The sequence below is a fragment of the Vibrio sp. CB1-14 genome, assembly GCF_040412085.2.
Classification (GTDB): domain Bacteria; phylum Pseudomonadota; class Gammaproteobacteria; order Enterobacterales; family Vibrionaceae; genus Vibrio; species Vibrio chaetopteri.
Window position 1 is genome coordinate 1,219,933 of sequence record NZ_CP115920.1, and the last position, 26,564, is coordinate 1,246,496.

Consider the following 26,564-nt stretch of genomic DNA (forward strand, 5'->3'; position numbering starts at 1 on the left):
GTGTCCCCCAACGCTAAATCTTTCACACAAGTATAAGAAGTATATTTATGACTATTCAGCACATTAAAGTTGGCAGTGTTCCCGATATTATTGAGCTAACACCAAACCCCAATCAGGAAAGTGACTTTCATCCTTTTACCCTATCAACGAATAGCACATGGGGAGAACAGGGCTCTGAAGTATCAATAGAGAAATTACGCCAAAATATCGAGCCTTGGTTAACTGCTCTTTTCCAATCCGAACATTTAAATCTATTGATCGGTGCAGGTTTAAGTACGTCTATTCAAATGTCGGCTACGGGTGCACCACCCGCAGGAATGGGATGGATCAGTGATCTAACTGTCTGTCAAAGCGAAATAAATAGATCCGCTACAAACGCTGCCACTGCGGCTGGGCGCGCACAGGGAAATATAGAAGATCAAATTAGAGCTATTAATGAACTTATCAAAGGACTTGAGATTCTGACGGTATTGAATACCCCGCAACCTGTAAACCCTCCAGCTCCATTTGCAGCCTATAGAGACCTAAAAGCTGATTTAGATTCGATTAAGGGGGAGTTGTCTCGATGCCTAGGTGAGTTCTCAAAATCTGTCAGTACCGGAGAATACTTAATTAAAAGTGCTGAACCAGAACGGAAAGAAGAAACTTTCAATTATCTTGTGAGCTTCTTAATGAGCTTTGCGAGTAGAACCGCCACACGCGATAGGTTGCATATTTTCACAACGAATTACGATCGAATTATCGAAGTTGGTGCTGAACTTGCTGGTTTAAGACTCATAGATCGTTTTGTTGGAAGTATCGCTCCCGTTTTTAGATCATCAAGGTTAGAAGTTGATTATCACTATAACCCTCCGGGAATACGTGGGGAACCAAGATATTTAGAGGGTGTAGCCCGTTTTACTAAGCTTCATGGGTCTCTTGACTGGCACGAGCAAGAGGGTGCGATAAGGCGTTTTGGTCTACCTTTTGGAGCACGCTCTGTTGAGCCGTTTCTAGAAGCTGAAGGTCACGAAAGCAGTAGCTATGAACAACTAATGATATACCCTAATTCAGTCAAAGACAGAGAAACCGCAGAGTACCCCTATGTTGAGCTATTTAGAGATTTAGCAGCCGCAACTAGTCGTCCAAACAGCACGTTGGTCACGTATGGCTATAGCTTTGGTGATGAGCACATAAACCGCGTAATTGAGGATATGCTAACAGTTCCATCTACCCACCTAGTAATTATCGCTTTCGGTGACCCACTTGGAAGAATTATGAGTTTCATCAGAAAAAGTGGAAGAAAAGCGCAAATCACGTTACTGATGGGCGATCACTTAGGAGACCTCAAAACTTTAGTTGACAACTATCTACCCAAACCAGCCATAGATAAAGCATCAATAAAGATGGCTGAGCTTCTAAAACAGAGAGGTTTCGTCCAGTCAGAATCCTCAAATAATACAACTACCCCTGAGGTAACACTATGAGTTACCTACCAATTGAAAGATTAGAGCAGCTACGAATCGGAACTGTTGGTTTTGTATCACCGAGCGAAATTAGAGTATCCTTAGAAATAGACTCCCCAGATTCTGTGTCTCTCCAAGGAGGTTCTCCTCGCAATTTCCCGAGAATAAACAGCTATGTCCTGATAAGCAGCGATGAGGGATTTCTTGTTGGACAAGTTGAATGGATTGCGGTCGAACATTCGCCTTATCCTAAAAGAAAAGGCTTGCAAGATTTTGGCTTGATCGATCTACCTTTCCCACTCAAAAAGCTGAGTATCAATCCTGTGGGCACATTGAGAATCGATAGAAAAAGTGATGGATTCAAGTTTTCTAGAGGCACTGATGCATTTCCCTCTGTTGGTGATTCAGTCCTCCTGCCAACTGACCAACAATTAAGATCGATAATCGAATCAGGTGAGAATAGAAGAGTTAAGATAGGTGATAGTCCTTTAGCCAATAATGCAGAAATTAAAATTGATCCCGACAGACTTTTTGGGCGACACGTAGCTGTTTTGGGTAACACCGGAAGTGGGAAATCGTGCTCTGTTGCCGGGTTGATCCAATGGTCGTTAGACGCTGTATTACGACAGGAGCAGACTCCGAATGCGCGATTTATAATTTTGGATCCTAATGGTGAATACAATCGAGCATTTGGCCCACTATCAAAATATAAAGGACATTTACTACGCGTTGAGGCTAACTCTGAGGCAGGAGAACTAGATTTAAAAGTACCTTCATGGCTATGGAACAGCTCCGAATGGGGAGCTTTCACTCAAGCAAGTTCAAAAGTGCAGCTCCCTTTACTACGTCGTGCTTTGAGAGCCATGAGAAATGATGTTTTGTCTGCAGATGACATAACAATTCAAGCAAAACACTTTTGCGGGATACTTCTCGTTGCTATGAGGCAACTAGCAAGTCAAGGTCAGATATATGTAAGTGGCGGTCATGCCAAGGGCTTGGTTGAGAGCTTGATGTCATGGGAAAGTAGTCTGTCCACGTTAAACGAGAAAATTGCCAGCCAACCTTTCAACAGCTTACTAAGCACTATAAACACTTTTCTGTCCTCTAGAAGAGGAATACAGTGGCCTGCTAAGCCAGAAGTCAGTGATACAGACAGGTTGATCGCTGATTTAAAAGAATCTCATGTCGCTCTTGGTGGTGATGAACAAGAACTACTTCCTAAAAGTGAAGATACACCCGTTCGTTTTGAAGGGGATGACTTTGTCGCATACCTAGAAGCTTTAGCACAAGAAACAGGAACAGAGCAGTTCGTAGAATTTCTTTTAACTCGAATTCGTACAATGTTAGGTGATACTCGAATTAGTGCTGTCACTAAAGATTCGGATCAACCTATTAGCCTAACAAACTGGTTAGACACTTTTCTTGGGAAAGACACGCATGGTGCAATAACCGTGATCGATCTCTCTCTCGTTCCAAATGAAATTATTCACCTCGTAACAGCAGTTATCTCTAGAGTAACATTTGAAGCCCTTCAACGTTACCGGAAAATGAATGGAAAACCACTTCCAACAGTAATGGTTGCAGAAGAAGCCCATACATTCATCAAACGCTATAAGGAAGAAAGTGAGAGCCAATCTGTCTCCGATGTGTGCTGCAAAGTATTTGAAAAAATCGCTCGTGAAGGGCGTAAATTTGGCTTAGGGCTAGTAGTATCATCCCAGCGACCTTCTGAACTATCCCCGACGGTTTTATCTCAATGCAATACTTTTCTATTGCACAGAATCAGCAATGATAGAGACCAAGAACAAGTCCATAGACTTGTTCCCGATAACATGAGGGGCTTATTAAGGGAGCTTCCTTCGTTGCCATCACGCCATGCAATTTTACTAGGATGGGCTTCGGAGTTACCCGTTCTAGTTCGAATGAAAGAACTGACTGAAGAGCAAAGGCCACAGTCTGATGATCCTGATTTCTGGAACGTATGGTCTAATTCAACAGCGGAACCTCGTGAGGTAAACTGGCAGCTCATTGCAGAAGAATGGCAAAACCGAGACTAATCATACCTCTCACTTAGCGCTAAAGATGTACCCTTATAATAAATTTAAAAGGTTAACTACTCTAAGGCGCTTTTGTCCCACAGAGACGAACAATTCGAGTTGTTGTTTGATATTTGTACTGCATGCATAACCACTGGTATAATAAATGTGCAACTTTGCACTTAACATCCAGAGGTGACATTATGGGAAGAAAGCGCGTAAAAGTAACACAAGAATCCAGCTCAGGTCGTAACACTAACTTTCATGATAATTACACTGGTGAAGATATGACGAGAAACCAGTTTGTTAAGAAGATAGAAGGTGGAAATTACGCTAACTACCACATTAGAAAAATCAATGGGGTAAAAACCCCAGTATCAAACCCAGACCCCAATAAAGATAACAATTTAGATTAGACTCTCAAGGGAAGGGATTCCCATGTTGTTCTGCATTAGATTACTTTCGAGCAAGTCGACAGAATGAGTTTTTCCCATCATTTTTATATTCAATCCGACCTTGATCTTCCAATGAACGAGCTAAAACAGCAAAAAACCAACCACGTTTGCCTTGTGTTTTACTGCCCTGAGGGTAGCTATCCTTGTTTAGATCTAGATTGTCTTTGATAAAAGTGATTGGAATCCAACCATCTTGAAAAGACGATGAATGTAGTTCGATAAAAGAAACAACTACATCATTCATATCACTCATCAAGCGGTCAATTTGGTTCTTATGATTCATCGATTTTTACCTCACACTCAAAGTTCAAATTCATCTTACCATCGTCCCGTAACAAATGAAGAGAGAATCGAAAATTGCTTTTGTCCCGAAGCGACCTAGCATTTATTTCTAAATGCTCACTACTAATGCATAGATATTACCAACGTCACATGAGTTAAATTTGGGGAAATCACGATTCATTGAAAATGTGAGTTTGATTGTCGAAGCTGATAATAGGGCGATGTCGTGTTAAAGGTTCCAGCCAACATTGTACTCTTATAGATAAAAGCAAGCTAAGCTTGTGTGTCAATAGCATTTAGCAACCAGATTATGATAGTCATGAAGATTGTTACAGCTTAGTGTGACGCACCAGATCAGGTTAACAGATTTGCAGACTTTAATTTGCTTTTTGTGCCAAGGAATCTAACACTAAAACTTAGATATTCTAAGTTTTAGTGGTGGTGTATGGATACGAACATTGAGCTTTACCCTGATGAATCGCTTGAAAGCTCTCTGTTGCGCTTGAGTCAGCATCAAGGTTATGAGAGTTACTCTCACTTCGCAGAAGATATTTGGCATGAGACGCTAAACTCAAATGAAGCCATCCCCGGTGCTTTCCCACTAGACCTCAATCGCGTAAATATCTATCACGCTCAAACCACAAGTCAAATGCGGGTTAGAGTGCTTATCCAACTTGAAAAGCGACTTCAGCTTAATAATTATGGCATTCTTAGGCTTGCGTTAAACCACTCTAAATCTGGGTTCTCTCCTGATTATAAAGCTGTTCACCGTTTTGGAATCGATTACCCTTTCTGTTTTCTTCGAAAACGTTTTACGCCGATTTGTCCACGTTGCTTGGCTGAAGCACCTTACATTCGACAAATTTGGCACTTCGTTCCTATTAAAGCTTGTGAAAAGCACCAATGTGAATTGATTGATCGCTGTCCTGAGTGCAAATCGTTACTCGAATATCAAAATACCGAGAGCATTACACAATGTGAGTGTGGTTTCGACCTGCTAGAAAGCGAGGTTAAAGCAGCACCGAACGCGGAATTAATGACGGCAAAGTGGCTAAGTGGAGAGAATAGCTTAGAAGCAGGTTTGATGAGCAAAGCAATGACCATATCAGAGCGATTCGGTATTCTACTTTGGTATTTAAATCGGTACGGTGACACAGATGATATTAGCTTTGACTCATTTGTTGATTATTGCTCGGCTTGGCCTACTGGTCTTGAACAAGAGCTCGATGCGTTGGTTGAAAAAGCGGATGTTATTAGAATTAAAGACTGGAGTAACGTTTTTTTCTCAGAAGCGTTCGGTAGTGTACTGAAGGGTTGTCGTCATCTACCAAGCCGAGAGTTAGGTAAAAATGTAGTTTTGACGGAAGTGCTCAATCACCTTTCTAAGCTTGTTGCGGACAATCCTGTGTCATCGAAGGGAAACATTGCAGATGTGCTATTAAGCCCTTTAGAGGCATCTACATTGCTTTCTTGCACAACGGATGAGGTGTATCGGTTGTATGAGTTCGGTGAAATCAAGGCGGCTATCAGGCCGCGTATGCACACCAAAATAGCCAGCCATGAGTCCGCCTTCTCTCTAAGAAGCATTGTAGAAACAAAGTTAACTCGAATGTGCTCGGAAACCGATGGGCTTAGCGTTTATCTACCGGAGTGGTAAGCATGACTAAACTAGCAGATTTGCTGGTAATCGAAGATGTTGCGGTAAAACAAGCGGCAATGAAAAAATGGTTTATGCCGTACACCGCAGATGTGGAAGTTGATGGGTTTGAGGAAGCGGCGTTAACGGTACTAGTTAACTTAAGCTCTCATCAAAAAGGTGATAAATGCAATGATTGGTTAGATAAAGTCCGTGCGAAGCAGCATTTAAACGACTCGGATAACATAGAGTCATCACTGGCTGAATTGAAATGGCTTCACTCGCATAATCTGAAGTTTCCGGACTGCCGCGTAAGAGAGCAAAGGCTCATCGCAAAACCGCTTCCAACGGAAGAAGTGTTTATTTCGGGAAGAAGTCTTGAACCGAGTTTAGGCTGGGCACACAACTCAGCATACTACCGACATGTATTGTGGTTATTGAATCCTTTTCGTTGGCAATCCAAATCAACCAATGTTCTCACGTTGGTGCGAGAAGGACAGCCGATTTGGTTGGCGTTGTTGCAAGAATTTGGATTAGAGGTCAAATCGCTCGTCGCTTTGCAAAAGGCGATTAACGCACAAGTTCCAGATTCAACCTTTCCAACATCAGTCAGTCCGTATAGTAAGCAAATGCGATTTCCGTGCGGTGATGATTATGTTTCTATCACGCCAGTCGTGAATAATTCAATACAGCGAGAGTTAGAAGTTCGGGCTCGTGATAAAAACCGTAAGCTTAGTTTTGTGACGTCATCACTGCCTAATTCTGCCAGTATTGGTAGCTTGTGTGGGAGCCTTGGCGGCTTTATGAAAGTGATGAACTATCCGCTTGAGATTAAACCAACACAGCAAGCTACGTTGGCAGCAAGCCGCAGCAAAAGTGGGCGTTACCTTGATGACTATCAGGTGACGAATTATCAGATTTGTCAGGTGCTCAATAGGATGATTGGCGCCGAACCCCTTAAAACCAAAAAGCAAAGAGACAAAGCGCGTAACGTTCAAAGCAAGATCCTAAGAAAGCAGATAGCGCTATGGATGCTGCCATTGATTGAACTGCGAGACCGAGCCGATTTAACCCCAAGCGAACGCCTTTTAAAACATGACGATCCTTTAGCCTATGATTTTTTGACGCTGCCAGAAGTAGAGCTGAAATCACTCGCAACGCAATTCAACCATCGGCTTCACTATGCGTTTCAGGAGAATAAATTTACTCATAAGTTCGCCTACCACCCAAGGCTGCTACAAGTTGTTAAAGCTCAGATAGTGTGGGTACTTAGCCAATTGAGCAAACCAAGCACTAGTAATGAGATGGTCCAAAGCGAGCAATACATTTATCTTTCTTCCATGCGAGTTCAAGATGCCGTGGCGATGAGCTGCCCATATTTGTGTGGCGCACCATCACTTACGGCCATTTGGGGCTTCATGCACCACTATCAAAGAGAGTTTAATCGGTTGATTGGAAGCGACTCATCGTTTGAGTTTTCAAGCTTCTCATTTTTCGTTCGAAGTGAAGGTATACGGTCTACTGCAAAACTGACCGAGCCGAACTCAGTGGCAACCAAACGAACGGTTTCTAACGCCAAACGCTCAACGATTCGCAGTGAGAGGTTAGTCGATTTAGAGATAGATATGGTGATTCGAGTCCATGGTAGCGAGCGATTGTCGGACTACGTATCTGAGTTAAAAGCAACGTTACCAACGGCATTTGCGGGAGGATATTTATTTCAGCCGCAGATTTCAGCTGAAGTTAATTGGTTGACAACGTTTAGCAGCCAATCTGAACTGTTTCATATTATCAAGGGCAATCCGGCTTACGGGCGTTGGCTGTACCCTATTGAGCAGCAACCGATTAACTTTGATGAACTTGAGGAAATGATTGTCGATGATAGCGATAACATCCCTGCTTCCCTTGGTTATCATTTGTTAGAGAAACCGGCAGTCCGTGCGAACTCTATAATGGAACATCATGCCTATGCTGAGAATGCGTTAGGGATTGCGAAGCGAGTAAATCCGATTGAAGTTCGATTTAGTGGGCAAGGTCACTATTTTGAGCGAGCGTTTTGGTCGATAGAATCCAGTGGCGAAACTATTCTTATAAAAAACTATAGGAATTAGATGCTTATGGATTTGTGTAGCCAGCTTAATTATGTTCGTTCTCTGTCCTCAGGGAAGGCGTATTTTTACTACTTATCAAAGAATGATGAGATGTGTCCTATTGGTGTTGATAGAACACGATTACGAGCACCAAAAGGAGGATATGCTGAAGCGTACAAAGGCAGTAATTTCTCTCCTAGAAACGTGGCACCTCAAGATTTAGCTTACGCTAACCCCCAGTATATTGAAGAGTGCTACGTTACACCCGGGGTAGATGATATTTATTGCGCTTTTTCTCTTCGTATTCGAGCCAATTCCCTAAGCCCTGAGGTTTGCAATGACAATGGTGTTCGCGATGCGTTGCTGTCGCTGGCCGCTACCTATAAAGAGCTTAATGGCTACCAAGAGCTGGCGCACCGTTACGCCAAAAATATTTTGTCAGGTAAATGGCTGTGGCGAAATAAAGAATGTCGAGGTTTGTCTATTGAGGTGACGACGAGCGACAAAGGAAACATAGTGGTGGAGGATGTCACTAGGCTCTCTTGGTATGGTAAATGGGATGAACCATCTGCGCAAAGCCTTGAGCTGTTGACGGCTTATCTGACTCGTGCGTTGTCAGAGCGTTCTGAGTATTTCTACATGGATATTCGAGCCAAACTGTCTGTTGGATGGGGAGATGAAATATACCCGAGCCAAGAATTTCTAGACAGCAAAGAAGATGGGGTGCCGACTAAAAAATTAGCAACGATAGAACTGCAAAATGGTAAAGAAACCGTTGCGTTTCACGGACAGAAAATTGGTGCTGCACTGCAATCAATCGATGATTGGTGGCATGAAGATGCAGACAAACCTCTACGGGTGAATGAGTATGGTGCTGATCGAGAGTATGTGATTGCGAGAAGGCATGTTGCGTTAGAAAATGACTTCTATCATTTGATCAAAGACACGGAGGCTTGGACCAAAAAATGAACGAAACCCAAGTTATTTCTAATGAGGTTCACTTCATTATGTCCGTATTGGTCAAGGGAGGTCTATTCAATGGTTCAAGTAGTAAGGCTAAGTGAGGACGAGTATGAAGCAACGGTATTACTTCTATATACGCTACCTTCCATCAGAGGCAGACTGTGGCCTACTTGCAGGGCGGTGTATCAGTCAAATGCACAAGTTTATGGTCAATAATAAACAGGCCATGAACCAAATAGGAGTGAATTTCCCGAGCTGGAGAGTCGATTCCATCGGTCATACCATTGCTTTTGTTTCCGAAGATAAAGAGCTTTTGATTGGATTGTCTTTTCAACCTTACTTTTCTGTTATGAAAGAAGAAGAGCTATTTGAACTATCAGCTGTTAGCGAGGCTCCAGAAGGAGCTGCTGAAGTGAGGTTTGTCAGAAACCAGACGATAGGTAAAAGCTTCATTGGCTCTAAAAAGCGAAGAATGAAACGCAGTATGATTAGAGCAGAACAAACAGGTGCTGAGCCATTACCCGAAGCAGATGAAGAGCGCGAGGTTGAACATTTTCATCGAATTCCAATTTCTAGTGGCTCATCTATGCAGGACTTCATTTTACATGTTCAAAAAGAACATGTTGGCGAGCGCGTCCGTGCTAGTTTTAACAGTTATGGCTTCGCCACCAACCAAGATAAACGAGGAACCGTACCTGATATTCACTTTTGACCCTTTTTTAAGACAAGTATTTTATCTCTAATGAAAACAGAGAGTTACAAAGGTGGTGTAAAAAAGGGTATTTTTGGATTTCTGTGACGTAAATATAGGACTATCAGGCGGTTATGGTCTAAAGTTTACAGTGATCTGCCGCATAGGCAGCTAAGAAAGGATGTTCAATTGACGCCGAACGCGCCTCATTGTGATCTGCCGCATAGGCAGCTAAGAATAGGTCAGGAAGAAAGCAACCTACCTGCTGAACAAGCAGTAGATAATCAAAACCATTGAGTTTCGGCTCGATGGTTTTTTGTTAGGTAGTGGCGCAATTCCATGAAGAGTGAGGCGTATTGAGTGTTGCTGACCGAACAGTGAATGTGGATGTTCTTTGGCCAATGTGCTGACGCATTTATGCCACATTATGAGTTTACACTTGTCGAACTCGTTCTCCTGCGATTTGCCGCATGATTTAGTTTTGCTAATACCTGAATGAACAAAAGATGGGTTTTACCAAATTAGCCTTTTTTGGATAAACGGATTTGCCTGCTCAGGCCTACTCCCTGAAACATACTACGAATCGTACGCTGATAGTTCACTAGAGTGCATAAACTCACACCTTAGGTATGAAAATGCGCAATTGAGTAAACCACATGGTTCACTGTTGTCCGCCATTGTCCATCATTGTCCATGCGTGGACAACAGTGGACAATGAAGAACAATGGCTCCATAAAGTCGTCTGTTAAAGTCACTGGCACGCTTTTGCCTCGAAACGTGTTTCACACCATCCCAACCACCATTGAGCAGATTCTCCACGCAATAAGTCAATATTTACCCACTTGTCTGTATCAACAAAATATCAATACGCATTTATAGATACAGCCTATAAAACAACAACTTAACCAACCCACTATATGATAGTGACTATAACGTAGTGGGTGCGGTTCATTGTCAATAATGTATGATTGTTTGTGCCCTGAGTCGCAAAAGAGTTAGTAGCCCCTACAACCCAATTAATTCACTAGTAGGCTGCTCCTTCCAAAACACAGGGGGTATGAATGTTATTTTGCGTTAGTGATTGGTCTAACGACGAAATAGTAGAGGCAGGTAGCTCATTAGAGGCAGCCATAATGCTAACAGGTGATGTCAGGTTAAGGGCGATTCTACCCAGTGAGTTAAGTGGGGCAACTGTGGTTTGTGCTATGTGTGCTCCCTATGAGGGCTGGTTGGAGGCGACTATGGAGACATGCCGTGATGACATGGCGCGAGTGCTAATACTAGATTCGTTCGAGTCAACCGAACACTTTACACCACAGCCATTTGGCATTACGTTATCGATTCATCTCACGTTCAAATAATTCAATATGCTCCCCGATAACATGAGCGAATATTAAAATAATGTCATCATGGTCACTGGCCATATCCATGATGAGACCCATCATCTCTGCCCGTTCGAGGATTTATGATTCCGTTTCAATAGGTTGGGACGTAAAATGCCTGAGTTTTGCGACACTATCTGGATAGTTGACCGCAACCCTATTCAGGGCATCAAAAAGATCCTTGTACTCATGCACCGAGAGTTTTTTTGTATTCATTATCCACCTCAAACTTCGAATCGCCGTTTTCGTGTATACACAAAATGGGCGTAACGGCCCCAACAAGGCTATGAATCGCCGTTTTTGTGTAGACACATTTTGGGCGTAATGCGCCCTCAAATCTGAGAGTCGCCGTTTTTAGAAAGATTGTGGACGATTGGAGCATCGTCCGATAGCACAATCCTGTAGGTTCCATGCTGATAGATGCCCACGATATATGTGTCGCTACCGAACTCTGTCCATTGATTGTGCGAATTAAAATAGGCCACAATGCCGATGAGCTTCACTAGGGTGCAATGGGATATGTCGATATCGGAACGATTTACATAGCCACAGAACCTGTAGAACTCTCGTTCTCCATTTTTCCTCAGTGCCGGGATTTCCGAGCCAGATATAATTGATGATGGCTCGTATTGGCTCCCATCCTCTTCCAACACCTGATATATCCGTTCAACAGTGACACCTAGTGCCTTCGCTTTTGCTGCCAAAATGTATTGCTCCATAGTTCTATCTCCGAGATAACATGGCTGTATAAATATACAGTAACGTTCCTAGATTCGCTATGGAGAATGGTGTTAAAGTTTAGAGTAGGGAGGGGTTACTTGGTGTTTATTATGCCCATTATGTTAAATTACTTATTTAGTTGTCATAAATGCCACTTTCATTCCACGCTGAGCTAAAAAGCTCCAAAAAGGCAACATACAAAGGAGTTGAGCTTTGCTTTTCGAGGCCTTAAATTTGCTTACGAAACGAAACTTATGAATACCTAATGAGACGAAATGGGGTTAGGGTTGATTAGGAAGGTAAAAGCCCCAGAAGTCTATTTAATGCCAATCACTTTAGATAAATGGGTCTAAACGTAATCTGTCACTATCGTTTACTCGATGTGACCATGCCTTACAGGAAGCTCTAAATCAGTTTTGCCCCATTTCGAGTTTCCACAACAATCTTGCAATCTTCCTTATCAGTAAATAGCCCTAATTTTCCTAATAGTACGTAACGCAGCAAATGGCTGACTTAAATGCAAAAAAGTTTGGGATATTGGAGAAAAAGCACAGTTTTGTCAGGATATCCCCCATAGAATCGCACTTTATGCAACTTGCTGCTATTGTGGCGAGCTTAGATACTGAGCTTTGTATGGGATTTAATATGCTAATAGACATAACTAACTGCAATAACATTGACAGTGCCAGCTTAGAAATTGAAAAAGGCAAACTGAACATAAAATTTGCCCCGAACGGCACAGGCAAGAGCACTATAGCCAAAGCTTTAATCTCTAATAATGATGAAGACAAGCTTTCTGAGCTGATGCCCTTTAAACTAAGAACTGATAATCCAGATGAGCTAAAGCCTCAGGTGACAGTTACAGAAGAGTTGAACACGGTAATGTGTTTTAACGAAGATTATGTTAGTCAGTTTACATTCCAGTCAGATGAACTCTTGAGTAATAGCTTCGATATATTTATTCGCAATGAAGCATATGTTGAGACTGAGAAAGAGATTGAAGAAATTGTTAATAATATCAAGACGTTGTTCTTGGATAACGTTGAGTTAGACACGTTAATTGCAAACCTGAAGGAGTTAGGAGCCGCTTTCAAGCTTACAAAAAAAGGAATTTCAAAGGCCTCGACTGGTATGAAAGGCTTGTCTTCAGGAAATAAAATTGAACATATTCCTGCTGGTTTAGAGGTATATCAGCCGTTTATTAGAAGTTCTAGCAACGTAAACTGGATAGATTGGCAGACCAAGGGACAAAAAGAGTTTTCTGAGATATCAAATTGTTGCCCGTTTTGCTCTAGTGACACGCAGGAAAAAAAAGAGCAGATAGAAAAAGTTGGGAAGGAATATGATAAAACAGTCATCAAAAACCTTGTTGGCATAATCGCTGTCATAGAAAAGCTAGGAGATTATCTTTCAGATGATACTAAAGAAAAGCTAACGGTAATAACCTCTCTACCCAATGGTTTAGGTAAGGAACACGAACAATTCTTAAGTGATATAAAAAACCAAATTGATAACCTCCTTGAGAAGCTTGAACTACTTAAAAAACTCAATGGGTTCGATTTCAAACAAGGTGAAAAAGTTAATGAAAAGTTAATTAGTTACAAGTTGGATTTGCAATTTTTCGCCATTATCGACTCAGAAAAGACGCAAGCAGCAATTGTCTCAATTAATGATTCAATTGATGACGTCAGTAAACAGGCGGGCAAGCTTCAAGGTAAAATCAGTATGCAGCGGGCAGGAATGCAAAAGCTCATTAGTAAGCATCAAACAGATATAAACAACTTCTTGTCTTACGCTGGGTATAAGTATGCAGTCGAAATTTCTGGTGAGGATGACCAATCGCAGTTAAAGCTTCGACATATAGATTACAATGATTTTGTTAGTGGAGGTGATCAACACCTAAGCTTTGGTGAAAGGAATGCCTTTGCAATCGTCTTATTTATGTATGAATGTTTAGCTAAAAAGCCAGACTTAATTGTATTGGATGACCCCATTTCATCTTTTGATAAAAATAAGAAGTACGCAATATTAGAGATGTTGTTCCGTAGGAAGTCAAAAGAGTGCTTACAAGGTGACACAGTCCTGATGCTAACGCATGATGTTGAGCCAATTATTGATACCGTCAAAGCTGTTTCTGATCAGTTTAATAATACAGTGAGGGCATCTTTCTTAAAGTTTACTCAAGGGGAATTATACGAGCAGTCAATAACAAAGGCTGATATCAAGACTTTTTCTCAGATCTGTAGTGGAGTAATAGATAAAGAGTGTGATGTAATCCTCAAGCTCATTTATCTTCGAAGAAATTATGAAATCTTGGATGACAAAGAAGATGCTTATCAAGTGCTTTCGAACTTGTTCCATCTAAGAGAAGTTCCTGTTGATAAAAGGGAATCTATCGTTGGTGAAGAGTATCCTGAAATGGATGAAGAGAAGTTTGATTTAGGCTGCTCAACTATTGCAAGTAGAATCACCGATTTTGACTATGCTGCGACATTGGAACGTTTGAAAAATCAAGTTGCTTTAAAAGAAATTTATGAAGGATGTGGCAACGGTTATGAAAAGCTGCAAGTATTTAGGCTGTTTAATATGGATGTTAAAAACTCTGTCATACGTAAATTTATTAATGAGACTTACCATATTGAGAATGAGTACATCTGTCAGCTTGATCCCAGTGAGTTCGACCTCATACCTGAGTATGTCAGGATAGAATGCGATAAATATTTAGAAATATAGTGAATTAATTAAGGTTCTACTCCAGTAATACTGAACACTTAGTTAAGCGACTTTTGCCATACTTGAATTAATTCATTGAATGTTAAATTAGAGATGGTGCTGACATTCTGTCCATTTTCGAGTCAGCCCATACCTGGCTGGCTCATTTTTGCCCAACTGCGTGCTGACGGGGTAGATCATCGTAACGCAGATCTGCCCCATTACGTGTTTCAACTGATTCAATATACACTGCACCAAAGCGCAGTTTGACCTACTTTTTTTCATATAATTATGTGGCCAAATTTCCTCATCCACTACAGTGCAGTGTTTTACAAGGGGGAATAGGATGAAGAGTCATGCAAGTACAAGGATCGACTACCTGACACACTGAAAAGTAAGTTAAAAGCTAAAGACAGAATACCTCGTTAATGGTATCTGCGACAAACAGATAGCCCTGAACTGTGGTTAGGTTGTACGTGATTGTCTTAACCGTACTTTATTTTCACAGTAGTACTGCCTATATCTCAGATTTTTTGCAGGTGGCTTGCCATAAGGCACTTGTTTCATGAAAATTATGTGCTTAAACGTTTACAACTGATTGGCAGACATTTAGTGAAAAGTATAAACATCTTATCGTTAGTTCAAGCTAAAGCATCTCTGGATGATAACGTCTTTGATGATTTGGTAACTTTCCATAAAATCGGTATCAACGATGCCGAAATTGAGGATCTTAAACAGTTGGTTGAAACTGTTTGGGGTGAGCTAGAAAACCCAATTCATCTAAATAATTTCTTCGTTGGTTATACTATCCCACAGATTGGGAAGGAATTTGATTTACTTAGGTTTAGTGATGACCTTGTGGTCAATATAGAGCTTAAACGAGAAAGTACAGAAGAGAAAATTAAAAAGCAGTTGCTAAGAAATAAATATTATTTGAGTTACTTACAGCGTGAAATATATAGTGTTACTTTTGTCTCTACTACTGGCGAGTTCTTCACTCTAAATGATGATGACGAGCTAGAAGCAAGCTCGGTTGAAGAGTTAGCTGAAGTTCTTGGTGGTCAGGAATCTCTAGAAATAAGAAATTTAGACCAAGAGTTTGACCCGTCTGACTATTTGGTGTCACCATTCAATTCTACTGATAAGTTCTTAAATGAAAACTATTTCCTAACAAGTCAACAAGAGAACATTAAAAATCAAATATTGAAAGAGCTTGATAAGAATAAAACAAGCTTTATTTCACTGATTGGAAGTGCTGGTACAGGTAAGACTCTGTTAGCATACGACATTGTGAAAGACTATGTTGATGGTAACTCTGCCCTCATTGTTCATTGTGGACAACTTAATGATGGTCATCGGGCTCTTATCGATGCAGGGTGGGATATCATATCGATTAGACACCTCGATTCCAGAAAGCTCTCGGATTACGACGCAATATTCGTAGATGAAGCGCAACGAGTTTACAAGAAACAATTTGAAAAAATTGTTGATGAAGTGAAAGCTGAAAAAATTAACTGTGTTTTTTCATATGATCAATTGCAAACTCTGTCAAATTCCGAAGCTAGAGCGAATATTCATGGGAAGATAAGTAAGATAAAGGGATTGGTTTCTCATAAGCTGTCTGAAAAGATTAGGACAAATAAAGAGATCTCTAACTTCATAAAATGTCTTTTCGATAAGAAGCGATATATAGATTTCACCTATTCAGGTGACATTGATTTCGAATACTATGGTGAGATAGATGATGCTCGTGAATATATATCTTCATTAAGAGAAGGAGATTGGGTAGTCGTTAGGTTTACACCTTCGCAATATAATAGAGAACATCACAAAAAATATTCAGATTGTAATTGTCAAACATCTCATGAAATCATAGGTCAGGAATTTGATAATGTAGTCATCGTATTGGATAAGTTCTTTCATTACAATGACAGTGATAACCTAGACTATAGTGCTTATGCCTATTACAACCCAGTAAAAATGCTCTTCCAGAACATCACTCGAACTAGGAAAAAGCTAAAACTCATCGTTATAGATAATGATGAGATCTTGGGAAGATGCATGAAGATCTTGGGTTAAGTGTATGTTGAGAAGGCTATGTAGATTCACACAACAAGTTGATACTGGTTGAGTTTCATAGTAAATAGCATCAACATAGACGGGATGTAAAGATGGAAAAGGCCTATCTATAAAGCGTAATGAGCCATCGGTACAAAGGAATTACTATGGAAAATTTAAATAACCCAGCAAAGCGAGTTTTGCATCTTGTTAATCAGGTGAAAACTAAGAAAGATAATGTTCCTATGTCGGTTGCATGGGGTGAGGTTTTTGGGCTTGATACTGAGCTTGTCAAAAGAGATCCACATGAAGTGTATGACAAACTAATGTTAGTTCGAAAAGAAGTAGAACTGGTTGAGCGCTTAATGAAACAAACAACATTTAGTAGCAACCTTTACCAGCCATATTTGGACCGAGTTAAAAGTACTATCTCATTAACTAATGTTTCAGCTTCATGGAATAATTACAAAAATAAATTGAGTACGGATACGATCTTAGCATTAGGATACTGTAGTGAGATACTAGAAGACGAAGATCCTGTAGATAAAGAAGAGTTAGAGGCAATTTTAAGTTCTATTCAGACTTTAAGGCAGGATATCGAAAATAGCTCTATCTCATCTGGTATGTACGATTTCTTGATGAGTCAGCTCAATATCATTGAAAGTGCTATTCAAAGTTATCCAATCGTCGGTGGGGCAGCCTTAAAAAAAGCATTTTCTGAGGGCTTTACTGACCTAGCATCGAGAGTCGATGATATCTCTGACGGGGCTGAAAATGATCATGAAAAAGCTTCAAATGTAGCTAAAGTATGGGGTAACTTGAGAACGGCAGCTAAAGGTATAGCTGAAGCAGACAAAATGGCTAATGCATTACTAGGTTTATACGAAAAAGGACAAAATGCAGCAGAACCACTACTAGACCTTCTGTCTGGCTCATAAAAAACGACTATGGTATCAAGATACTTTTTCTAACCTGACGCAAGCACTTTAGAGCATGTGCACTAACGCGTTTCTGTCCAGAGGCGTGTCATCATGATCGTCGCTGGCACGTTTGTGCCCCATTCCTGCTTAGAGTAAATGCTTGTTCATAGTTCGTTCATCTTAGTTTCCCTTACGTCTTCTTATCATGCTTAACCGATCTAAGCCTCACAGGTTGTTAACACGCAAAAAAATTTCACATTGACAATGGTAAAATAGTATGAATTTAAGTGAATGCATAATTTCTTGCATTAAAGTATTCCGATCTCGGAATTTTTTCGCTTGACCATTCCTCGTAATTTACCTTAAGGTAGAAGCTGAACGATAAGGAGCTAAAGTAATGTCAATGTACACCCCGCCAGAGACGTCCGTGAGATTAATCGAAGCGATTGAGAAGAGGTTTGATGAGCAGCCTTTCTACAGGTTTCAGATGTCGGTGAAAGGGGTTTCTACAATGGCTGAGCGCCCTTGTGTTGACAGCTCCTTTTTGGCCGCATTGGCATCAGAGATGTTCAGTAGGGGGTGGTGCATGTTTCCTGTATCACATACTTCATACTGCTTTATCAAGTCCGACAAGGCTGAGGGCTGGCGCAAAATTAGCGGCGACCGCATGTGTGAGATTCTCGCGGAAGCCGATAAGTAAATGGCGGTTGATGCGGCAGGTATAAAATCGACAATTGGGAAAATATTGAAGACTGTATAGTTAAGAGAGGATTGGGATGGGGATCAACAGACCTACTAAACGAAAAGCGATGAAGGAAGTAGCAAAAAAAAGCAAGCCAAAGAGTACTCTTCGCGGGTTGAAAATTGTCATATCTGACTCATCAAGATTTACTCGTGAAGAGCTAGATCAGTTAAGGTATGCTATTGCTAAAGTGTTAATAAAATTCGGCGACAAGAAGATACTTCCTTCGTTCTGCCGAGCAACAGGGATCACGATAGATTATTTGCAGAACCAATTCGGGAACACCATTTACCTAGCGAGTAAAGAAGAACGCCGACTGGCTAAAGAGATGCTCGATAATTTGCAACCTAAAGCAATGGATGGGGCGATTACGCTATCGTCAACTTACAAAGAGGTGAGTGAAGAACAGTTCAAAAGAAGACTGTACACAGTTCGTACCCATATAGCATAATTTTATGCCCTTATGCCCTTATGCCCTTATGCCCTTATGCCCTTATGCCCTTATGCCCTTATGCACCCAGTTAACCTTCATTTAGGTGAATAGTTTTTTTAAGGGGGCAGTGAATAGATATGTAGTAGAAAGGTGAATTTGGCCACTTTTTCATGGTGAGTTATTTCTCTATTGGCTCCATAAAAAATAAGCTTAGGCATACCTGAGTTAATTCATGGCTCTCTAATTTAGCAAACTCACTAACACGTTTCTGTCCAGAGGCTTGCTGGTTGAGGCTCTGGCACACTTTTGCCCCATTACGTTTTAAGTATAGATTTTTGTAAACTCCATGCTAGTCCGAGTTGGGCTAGATTTTCTAATGCTCAATACTAACTTACGTGCAGTGCCACTGGTGGCAATCTGGCTAAAGTGATAAAGTATTTTCTCTATGTATCAATAGTTTCAAGAGAACAATTTTATCTAGAAGTTATGTGGCACAGAAACAAAATCATGCCCAAGTAACCATCCAATAATTATTGCTTCTCTCAACGGACATCGGGATATTAACTAACATATGCAGCTTATTTATTTTTCAGTTACAAACTTTCGAAGCATTACCGCAGCTCATAAGATTTCCCTTCATGAGACAACTGTTCTTATCGGTCGAAACAATGAAGGAAAGTCAAACATCCTAAAGGGCTTGGATACTGCCATGACAATATTGCAGACCCATGCGATCAAGGCAAGAATTGGGCGCGTACCATTTGCTCGTAGTAGAGATGAAAGCTATTGCTGGAGTAGAGATTTTCCGATTAGCCTTCAAGGCAGGAAGTCGGGACTACAGACCATATTCAAACTGGAATTTACTTTAAATGATGAAGATATTGATTTGTTTAGAGAAAGTGTGAACTCAAAAATTAATGGTTCTTTGTGTTTAGAAATAAAAATTGGTAAAGATGATGAGCCAAATATTCGTGTTGTAGAAAAAAGAGGTAAAGGTGGTAAAACGCTAAACTCCAAGTCTTCTAAAATTGCTGATTTCATAGCTAGAAATATCGTTTTTAACTACATTCCAGCCGTACGAACAGATGCTGAAGCTATGGATGTTGTACGAAAGATGCTATCTAGAGAGATGCGCATGTTAGAAAAACAGGAAGCTTATAAGAATGCACTTGACACTATACGGAAAATCCAAGAACCTGTTTTGAAAGAGCTAGGAAATAAAATAAAACTTCCTCTTCAAGAGTTCTTGCCATCAGTTAAAGATGTGACTATTGAAATCCCTGAAGATGCTCGGAGAGTTTCCCTACGTAGCGATTTTGAAATTATTGTTGATGATGGAACCCCAACGAGTCTAGCTTATAAGGGGGACGGAGTTAAGAGTCTAGCGGCTTTAGGCTTGCTCAAAGATCGAGCTTCTACTACAGGGGCATCAATAATCGCGATTGAAGAACCTGAGTCTCACTTGCACCCAGCGGCAATACATCAACTAAATTCCGTTGTTACGTCATTAGGGAACAATAACCAAGTTGTGTTAACGACGCATAATCCATTATTTGTTGATAGAAATGAGATCAAATCCAACATCATAGTTGATTCAGGAAAAGCGACACCAGCAAAAAGCACCAAGCAAATAAGAGATATTCTAGGTATTAAAGCTTCTGATAATTTGACTAATGCTAGTTATGTTTTGGTCGTAGAAGGTGAGGACGATGTTATTGCTCTGAAAGCCATTTTGCCCACACTTAGTGACGTAATTGGTAAAAGTATCAAAAGTAACTTACTTGTAATTGAGCAGATCGGTGGTGCAGGTAACTTACCCTACAAATTAACCTTATTAAGTAATTCACTTTGTGTTTATCATTGCTTACTTGATAACGATGATGCAGGAAGAGAAGCTTTCGAAAAAGCGGAAAATGAAAAGCTAATATCTATTAAAAGTAACACCTTTATTACATGTAATGGCTCACCCAACTCAGAGTTTGAGGATTGCCTGAATGTCAGCTCTTATGCTAAAGCTGTTTTGGATGAATTTGGAGTTGATTTAACAACAAATGCTTTCAAGGGAAACCAAAAGTGGTCAGATAGGGTAAGAAAAGTTTTTCTTACTAATGGTAAGCCTTGGAATGACAAAGTCGAATCGGACGTAAAATACGTAGTTGCGAATGCGGTTAAGAAAGCGCCTAATGATGCTTTAAATGCGCATAAACGAAACTCGATTGATGCATTAGTAGAATGCTTAGAGTCTCTAATAGGGAGCTAGTCTAACACGTGGGGATTATCGTTGTGCAATCAGCGCTTAATCCTTAATGTGACTGAGCTAAAAGCTTTCCAATACTTATATTAATTCATTGATGATCAATTTAAACAATTTACTAACACATAATTGTCCAAAAACGATTTAGACAGCTAAACGATTGACTGCTAAGCGATTGAGTGTGATCACCAATCGATTTTGTGGTATCGGTAATGCAACGAATGCAATAGAGCAGCAGTGGCTTTATTATGTAACTTTCTTTCAGTGTGGTGCTCAGTTTCGTGTACGTTTAAAATTGGGACGCTTTATGGTTTTAATTTGGGACATTTTATAGTTTTAACTTGATTCTAACTTATTGATTTTAATGTGTTTGATTGGACGCCTTATGGTATTAACGACACTAGCGTTTAGTAATTTGTAATCAACGAGTTATAACGCACCACACCTTTCAAATAGCATAGAAAACGCGACTGGTACTGAACTTAGGTACTGAGCTATGCGCTATCTCACTCAATCTAGTAATCATTCTTGGACTTTCCGTTTCCAATTTCCTCGGCGTGTTCGTGACTATTTTTATGGTCAATTTGAATATAAATATTCGTTGGGTAAAGTGACGCCAAGAGAGGCTCGTTCGAAAGCTCTAGAGCTTGAAAAACGGCTTGTTGACGTCATTTGCAGGGTAGAAGACGCGATAGATCGACCGTCGTCTTGTGAAGGAATAGAGCTTGTCACTTGCCAACTGGTTGCCAGAATGAAAGTGGATATGTTCCTAGCTGTAGACGCATACAAAAGGATTTCAGCTTCGCCAAGGCTTCAAGGCGCACTACGAAGGTTAATGTCAGGTAAGGACAAGCAGACCCTCTCCTTATCCGCTTTTAGAGACCTACAATGCATCCATAAGCTGTATCCAAGCACCACATCACCAGATACAAGAGCCCAGCAAATGTGGGCACTGATTTCCGACGAATGTTTGACCTGTCAGGAACCCTTCAAGAATAAAGCACAAAAGATGCTTGTTCGTCACTATAAATTAATGCTGGAAGCTCGTAACAGTTTGGAATATTTCGACTTTTCACGATTTTCGAGAGTACTGAAAGCACTAAGGCAAAACGCTGTCGAGAGTTCAACGGAAGCTGCTCCAGGTGAATGTTTCGAGGAGTTTGAGCAACATCCCCCATTAAAAAACATTGCAGTTGATACCCCTGCTGACATAACTGCTTCGAAAGCGCATGAAAGAGAAGGTAACACTGGTGCAGTGAGCGCGAGTGAGGTGGATATCCGGTGGTATTGCGAACAATACCAGACACACCGAAACAACAAATTAGGGGTAAGAAAAAATAGTGAAGGTGTGGCGCTAGAAGCACAGAAAACGGTTGAGATGTGCCTTCTTGTTCATGAGCTTATTGGGGTTCACGATATTACTCAAATCAACGTCACCCATGCAGATCATGCGCTCTCACAGCTACGAGCGTTTCCTAAAGTTTCCAACTCTAAAATTAACAAGAAACGCTTCCATGCTTTTCCAAAGCATCAATGGGTTAAAATCAATCAAGGTGCCGGACTTGAGGTGATTTCAGAATCGACAGTGGGCAGATACATTGAGAAAACCTCAACGATCTACAGTTGGATACGAGACAATTTTCCTGTTCAATCTATCAACCCCTTCTGCGGTTTGGCATCTAAAAGCGGTGGACCAGTGCTAGATGAAGAGGACAATGTTGCATCGTTTAGCAAAAACGACCTTGTAAAAATATTCAGTCAACCCATTTTCACCGAACATAAAATCAAAAGACATTACACCAAGCGGATTCCCAAATATTCACAATACTGGATGCCTCTCATCGCGCTTCTCAGCGGAATGAGACCTAACGAGATTGCTCAGCTCAAACGCAAGGATTGCGTTCTCAGAGACGACATACTGTTCTTCCAGCTATCAAATCAAGATGAAGACCAATCTCTAAAGAACAAACGCGCACAACGAGCAGTGCCAGTGCACAGCAAACTGATCGAGTTGGGCTTTGAGCGATTCATTGAACCACTTGCTTCTGAAGAGCGGCTGTTCCCTGAGCTGTCCTACAGCAAAAAGGAAGGCTATTACAAATCGTTTGGCGAGTGGTTCAAGAGATATTTTTCTAACTACATTGACTTAACTGGCGAAGGGAAGCGGTTTTACAGTTTCCGCCATACGTTTATCGATCAGTTCAAGCAGCGAGGCTCTATAGCAGCGGTACCCGCTTCGATTGTTGGCCATAAGAATGGAAGCATCACTTACGATACCTATGGCAGTAAAGCAGATTTGGCTACTTTGAGGAACTACATTGAGACGGTGAAATTTGATGAAGTCCTTAAAAAGGTGAAGCCTTTGAAGTAGAGCGGCCAATGTACCTCTGGAGATAGAATTATAAGTGGAACACCCTGGTGCAAGCGTGATGGTGTGGCCAGTCTTGCGGGCTCACACCGGTCTTGCGGACTCAACAGCTCATTTTTGGACAAAAATGAGTTAGCTTAACACCTGCAATAAAGCATTCATGGGAGTGCTGTAGCTGAGCTTGCAATAGATATGGTTTTAGCGCCTCTTGATAAGGCAACATACAAATTTTGGCTATTCATGTTACTTACATCAATGATTAAGCTGTGATCTGCTTCCAAGCCTTTAAGCAATAAAGTACTGCCTATAGCCAAATTTGGAATACGGGTATCACCTCGTTGACGTAGACTTTCTCTGGCTCTTTCCATGCCCTGTTTGAAGCTCAAGGATGGCTCACAAACAACGCTATTTATGGCACTCTTTAATGCACTGAATGCAGCACGTCGATAAACTCTAATATTATCATCAGCTTCAACAGCATTCATAATTGCCAGAAAGTTAGCTGCTGTTTTCGATTGAATAAATACGACTATTGCAGCTTCGGTTAGACTTGGTGCGTTCCTGTTTCTACCAGCTAATATTGTCCTTATTCTTGGAACCCAATGTGAATTTCCCATTCCAGTAGCCAGTGAACCAAAAATACTGATTACGCAAGTCGCTAATTGCTCACCCAGTTCAACGTCTAGTCGCTCAGAAAAAGTAACTAAATCTCTTAAGTCAACGGGCTCAACCACATCAATCCCGTTATTTTGGCTCGCATATAAATGTCGTGAACTTGCGTTGATTGAGTTACCAATAACAAGTAAAGAATCTTGGGGATAAGCGTTTCTAAGCTGGTATTGTGCCGTACTTTTCAGACGCATATTTTCTTGATGATTTTGACTCAGTTGAATATGCGATACTGAGTTAGGGCTATGTGTTAAATCAATATTGTTTCCGGCTACCAACCTCCTACGGCATTCCAACACCCACTCACCCAGTTCTTGGTTTTGTGCATTTATCCAGCGCCAAGGTGTATTCAATTCGGTTAGCAACGGGAAATAACTTAAGACCTCTGCTTGCCAACTGGGAATCTGTGTACCTCGAAAATTGAAAATCAACTGCATAGGATCCCCTAAGACTGTAGTTGGGATACACTGTGAAATAGAGCAAACAATATTGTGTTGCTCTTGGTTACAGTCTTGGTATTCATCAACAATCAGCCGTGAGTATGATGCTCTGATCACTTCATGCAGACTTCCAGTAGCCAAGTAGCGACTTACTGCATTTCTTAACTCAGGGTAATACGTTCGAGAGTTTTCAACGGGTGAGGCTATTTGACAATTTTGGCTAAAACTACTCGCTATTCTCACCGACCAGCCATCAATAGTCGACAATACATAGTTCTTTGCTGGAACATTTGCCCTAGTAAGTCTCTTTCGAAGAGCTGCAACGCCAGCAGTTGTGTGGGTTAAAACCAGATATGGCTTAACAGGTGGAATAGCCAAAGCTTCAACAATTAATTGAGTTTTTCCGCATCCTGCTGGAGCTTCAATAGCTCCAATTTCATTTTCTAATATGATTTCTGCTGACACTTGTATTCCCTATTGTCGTGCCCACACAAGAAGGTTATCTAACACTTGAGTAAATTCAGGTTGTATGGATAGTTTGTTGGGCCAAAGAACTGTTTCTGCAACATTTCCCATAGGCTCAATGTCTTTGAACCATTCTTTTTTCTTTGCTGCTAGACCAAGATACAGTCGGTGAGCATCATGAGGAGTCTGAGTACAAATTGAGAGGTTAAACTGATTTTCAGATGCATTTGTAATGTGTGCATTTACCGCGTTATTAGTTTTTCTCTCAACTGCAATATTTAACAATTGCGGAATTAGATTAACGTGGCAATTATTAAATATTGCCTGCTCAGTAGCTTGGCTATCACCCCATTCAAACATAGGTATGCCCAGTTGTATTGCTTCGTTAATGGATGCTTCCTGCTGATCATTGATATCTGAATCTTTAAATATTGCAACAGGGTAACCTAACTCATTAAAGACTTTAGCTCGCTTAAACATATGACTACCGCCGCCATCTGTGTGCATAACACCAAGCGATTGGATGCTATGCTGCCCCTGTACTTGCTCAACAGCATCAATACCATTTAAAAGTCCAATTTCTGTTTTTCCTTCGCAGACTATTACTTTATTACTCAAAAATGCCTCTGCACATACTCGCAAAGTTGATTGATGCTCGTCACTACCATTCATCGAATACATAAGGTGATTTATTTGAGGTTGCCCGGCTACTGAAAACTTCCTCAGAATATGTAGCTGTGACGATTTTAATTCTCGGAGAACAAATGGGGAATGTGTTGTGATAAATACTTGTTGTATTGGTTGCTGTTCTTTTGCACCGATTTCTTTTAACAAACGACTGATTCTAAATGGCTCAAGGCCAAACTCTACCTCATCAATGATCAACAGTTTTGAGGTGGAAACCAATTTTTGAATTCCCGCTAAAAGCAATCTAGTAGAGCCTGTACCCATTTGCCTAACTGGCGTTGCATTAGCATCATGTAAGCTCACTGCGCCATGCGAAACTGAAACACTCGACACATCAAGTAAAGCTTGTAGCTCACCTAAATTTACGCCGAGTGAAGATGCTACACCTTGAACACTTGCGAGTGCATTGTTAATCCCATCCACATTTTGCTGTGCAAAGGCTTGTCTGGCATTGCGAGAAACTTCGGTGAGTACTTCACTTACATCAAATCTATCGTCTAATAGCTTGTTTAGAAGTGAGTTACGCCCCCACGTAAAATGGCGCGAAGACCCTTCCCCTAATCTGGTGGGTGATATTAGCTCCCTGTGACTCCAAGGAAGCCTCTTCTCTAGTCCTTCCTGAGCAGCGCGATGCGAATATAAGCCCCAGTCTGGGTCTAAACCTTTATCCACGACTAAACTAACTGTAATAACAGTTTCCGCGCCTGCCTGAGGTTCGTCGTAGAATTCCTGAGTAGCAAGGTTGTAGGAACGGAGGAAACTACCATAGCGCTCAATGCTTAGAAGTTCGTCATTTAAGCATCCTAAAGTGACATAAATTTCAATTCGATTATCAACATTGGCGTTATAAAAATCAGCATCTGTAAAACTGATATTTCGCCTAGCACCTAGACAAAAGTCAATTGCATCAAGGATGGAAGACTTTCCTGAGTCACCTGGACCAATGATGCAATTGACACCTTCTGTTGGATACCAGTCTAGAGATTGAATACCTCTAAAATTACGTATACCGATGTGACGAATAATCGACATGAAACTTCCCAGCTCAAATTTCTTTCTTAATTACAGAAACATAACTTAATATGCATCAAAACGCAAAGCTCCCCCGCTGAGACC

General features: G+C 40.9%; 18 protein-coding genes and 1 pseudogene. 15 read left to right on the forward strand and 4 right to left on the reverse strand.

What is annotated here, in order from left to right; genetic code table 11:
• The first annotated feature begins 47 nt into the window (after positions 1-47).
• The 3 genes from PG915_RS05580 (at position 48) to PG915_RS05590 (ending at position 3,897) form a co-directional block, all read left to right on the forward strand.
• Positions 48-1,466 (forward strand): SIR2 family protein, encoded by a 1,419-nt coding sequence (locus PG915_RS05580; RefSeq protein WP_353498219.1) that lies wholly within the window; start codon positions 48-50, stop codon positions 1,464-1,466.
• On the forward strand, positions 1,463-3,502 hold the full coding sequence (locus PG915_RS05585; protein ID WP_353498220.1) for an ATP-binding protein: 2,040 nt from the start codon (positions 1,463-1,465) through the stop codon (positions 3,500-3,502). The genes PG915_RS05580 and PG915_RS05585 overlap by 4 nt, the downstream gene beginning before the upstream one ends.
• Before the next feature lie 182 nt (positions 3,503-3,684).
• Positions 3,685-3,897: a hypothetical protein gene (locus tag PG915_RS05590; RefSeq protein ID WP_353498221.1), complete on the forward strand. Its 213-nt coding sequence runs from the start codon at positions 3,685-3,687 to the stop codon at positions 3,895-3,897.
• Positions 3,898-3,937: 40 nt separating this feature from the next.
• Here PG915_RS05590 and PG915_RS05595 read toward each other — a convergent pair whose 3' ends face one another.
• Complete coding sequence (locus tag PG915_RS05595) at positions 3,938-4,219, reverse strand: hypothetical protein (protein WP_353498222.1); 282 nt, start codon at positions 4,217-4,219, stop codon at positions 3,938-3,940.
• 444 nt (positions 4,220-4,663) lie between these two features.
• Between PG915_RS05595 and PG915_RS05600 the strand changes: the two genes are divergently transcribed.
• The 5 genes and pseudogenes from PG915_RS05600 (at position 4,664) to PG915_RS05620 (ending at position 10,959) form a co-directional block, all read left to right on the forward strand.
• Positions 4,664-5,875 carry a TniQ family protein gene (locus tag PG915_RS05600; protein WP_353498223.1) on the forward strand — a complete coding sequence of 404 codons (1,212 nt, stop codon included), beginning with the start codon at positions 4,664-4,666 and terminating at the stop codon, positions 5,873-5,875.
• Between the two features lie 2 nt (positions 5,876-5,877).
• A complete protein-coding gene (locus PG915_RS05605) occupies positions 5,878-7,965 on the forward strand; it encodes a type I-F CRISPR-associated protein Csy2 (RefSeq protein WP_353498224.1) in 2,088 nt (695 codons plus the stop codon).
• A 6-nt stretch (positions 7,966-7,971) separates the two neighbouring features.
• Positions 7,972-9,008: pseudogene (gene csy3 / locus PG915_RS05610) on the forward strand (type I-F CRISPR-associated protein Csy3).
• A gap of 8 nt (positions 9,009-9,016) precedes the next feature.
• Entirely contained in the window at positions 9,017-9,619 is a 603-nt protein-coding gene (gene cas6f, locus PG915_RS05615) for a type I-F CRISPR-associated endoribonuclease Cas6/Csy4 (protein WP_353498225.1), read from the forward strand.
• Between the two features lie 1,040 nt (positions 9,620-10,659).
• Positions 10,660-10,959, forward strand: a complete 300-nt coding sequence (locus PG915_RS05620) for a hypothetical protein (protein ID WP_353498226.1) — start codon at positions 10,660-10,662, stop codon at positions 10,957-10,959.
• A gap of 353 nt (positions 10,960-11,312) precedes the next feature.
• Here the strand turns inward: PG915_RS05620 and PG915_RS05625 are convergent, their stop codons facing one another.
• Positions 11,313-11,699: a hypothetical protein gene (locus PG915_RS05625; RefSeq protein ID WP_353498227.1), complete on the reverse strand. Its 387-nt coding sequence runs from the start codon at positions 11,697-11,699 to the stop codon at positions 11,313-11,315.
• A 505-nt stretch (positions 11,700-12,204) separates the two neighbouring features.
• Here PG915_RS05625 and PG915_RS05630 point away from each other — a divergent pair.
• The 7 genes from PG915_RS05630 to PG915_RS05660 all read left to right on the forward strand — a co-directional run bounded on the left by PG915_RS05630 (position 12,205) and on the right by PG915_RS05660 (position 23,190).
• The gene (locus tag PG915_RS05630) at positions 12,205-14,433 is read left to right on the forward strand and encodes an AAA family ATPase (protein WP_353498228.1); all 2,229 of its coding nucleotides are present in this window, start codon (positions 12,205-12,207) and stop codon (positions 14,431-14,433) included.
• A gap of 555 nt (positions 14,434-14,988) precedes the next feature.
• Positions 14,989-16,491, forward strand: a complete 1,503-nt coding sequence (locus PG915_RS05635) for a DNA/RNA helicase domain-containing protein (protein WP_353498229.1) — start codon at positions 14,989-14,991, stop codon at positions 16,489-16,491.
• Between the two features lie 146 nt (positions 16,492-16,637).
• Complete coding sequence (locus PG915_RS05640) at positions 16,638-17,408, forward strand: hypothetical protein (RefSeq protein ID WP_038229868.1); 771 nt, start codon at positions 16,638-16,640, stop codon at positions 17,406-17,408.
• A 379-nt stretch (positions 17,409-17,787) separates the two neighbouring features.
• Positions 17,788-18,090 carry a hypothetical protein gene (locus PG915_RS05645; RefSeq protein ID WP_353498230.1) on the forward strand — a complete coding sequence of 101 codons (303 nt, stop codon included), beginning with the start codon at positions 17,788-17,790 and terminating at the stop codon, positions 18,088-18,090.
• Positions 18,091-18,199: 109 nt separating this feature from the next.
• Entirely contained in the window at positions 18,200-18,583 is a 384-nt protein-coding gene (locus PG915_RS05650; protein WP_353498231.1) for a hypothetical protein, read from the forward strand.
• Between the two features lie 553 nt (positions 18,584-19,136).
• Positions 19,137-20,825 (forward strand): ATP-dependent nuclease, encoded by a 1,689-nt coding sequence (locus PG915_RS05655; RefSeq protein WP_353498232.1) that lies wholly within the window; start codon positions 19,137-19,139, stop codon positions 20,823-20,825.
• A 490-nt stretch (positions 20,826-21,315) separates the two neighbouring features.
• Positions 21,316-23,190, forward strand: a complete 1,875-nt coding sequence (locus PG915_RS05660; RefSeq protein WP_353498233.1) for a site-specific integrase — start codon at positions 21,316-21,318, stop codon at positions 23,188-23,190.
• 155 nt (positions 23,191-23,345) lie between these two features.
• On the opposite strand, the gene PG915_RS05665 is transcribed toward PG915_RS05660, so the two are convergent.
• A complete protein-coding gene (locus PG915_RS05665; protein ID WP_353498234.1) occupies positions 23,346-24,761 on the reverse strand; it encodes a UvrD-helicase domain-containing protein in 1,416 nt (471 codons plus the stop codon).
• Between the two features lie 9 nt (positions 24,762-24,770).
• Complete coding sequence (locus PG915_RS05670) at positions 24,771-26,480, reverse strand: ATP-dependent nuclease (protein ID WP_353498235.1); 1,710 nt, start codon at positions 26,478-26,480, stop codon at positions 24,771-24,773.
• Positions 26,481-26,564: the final 84 nt, after the last annotated feature.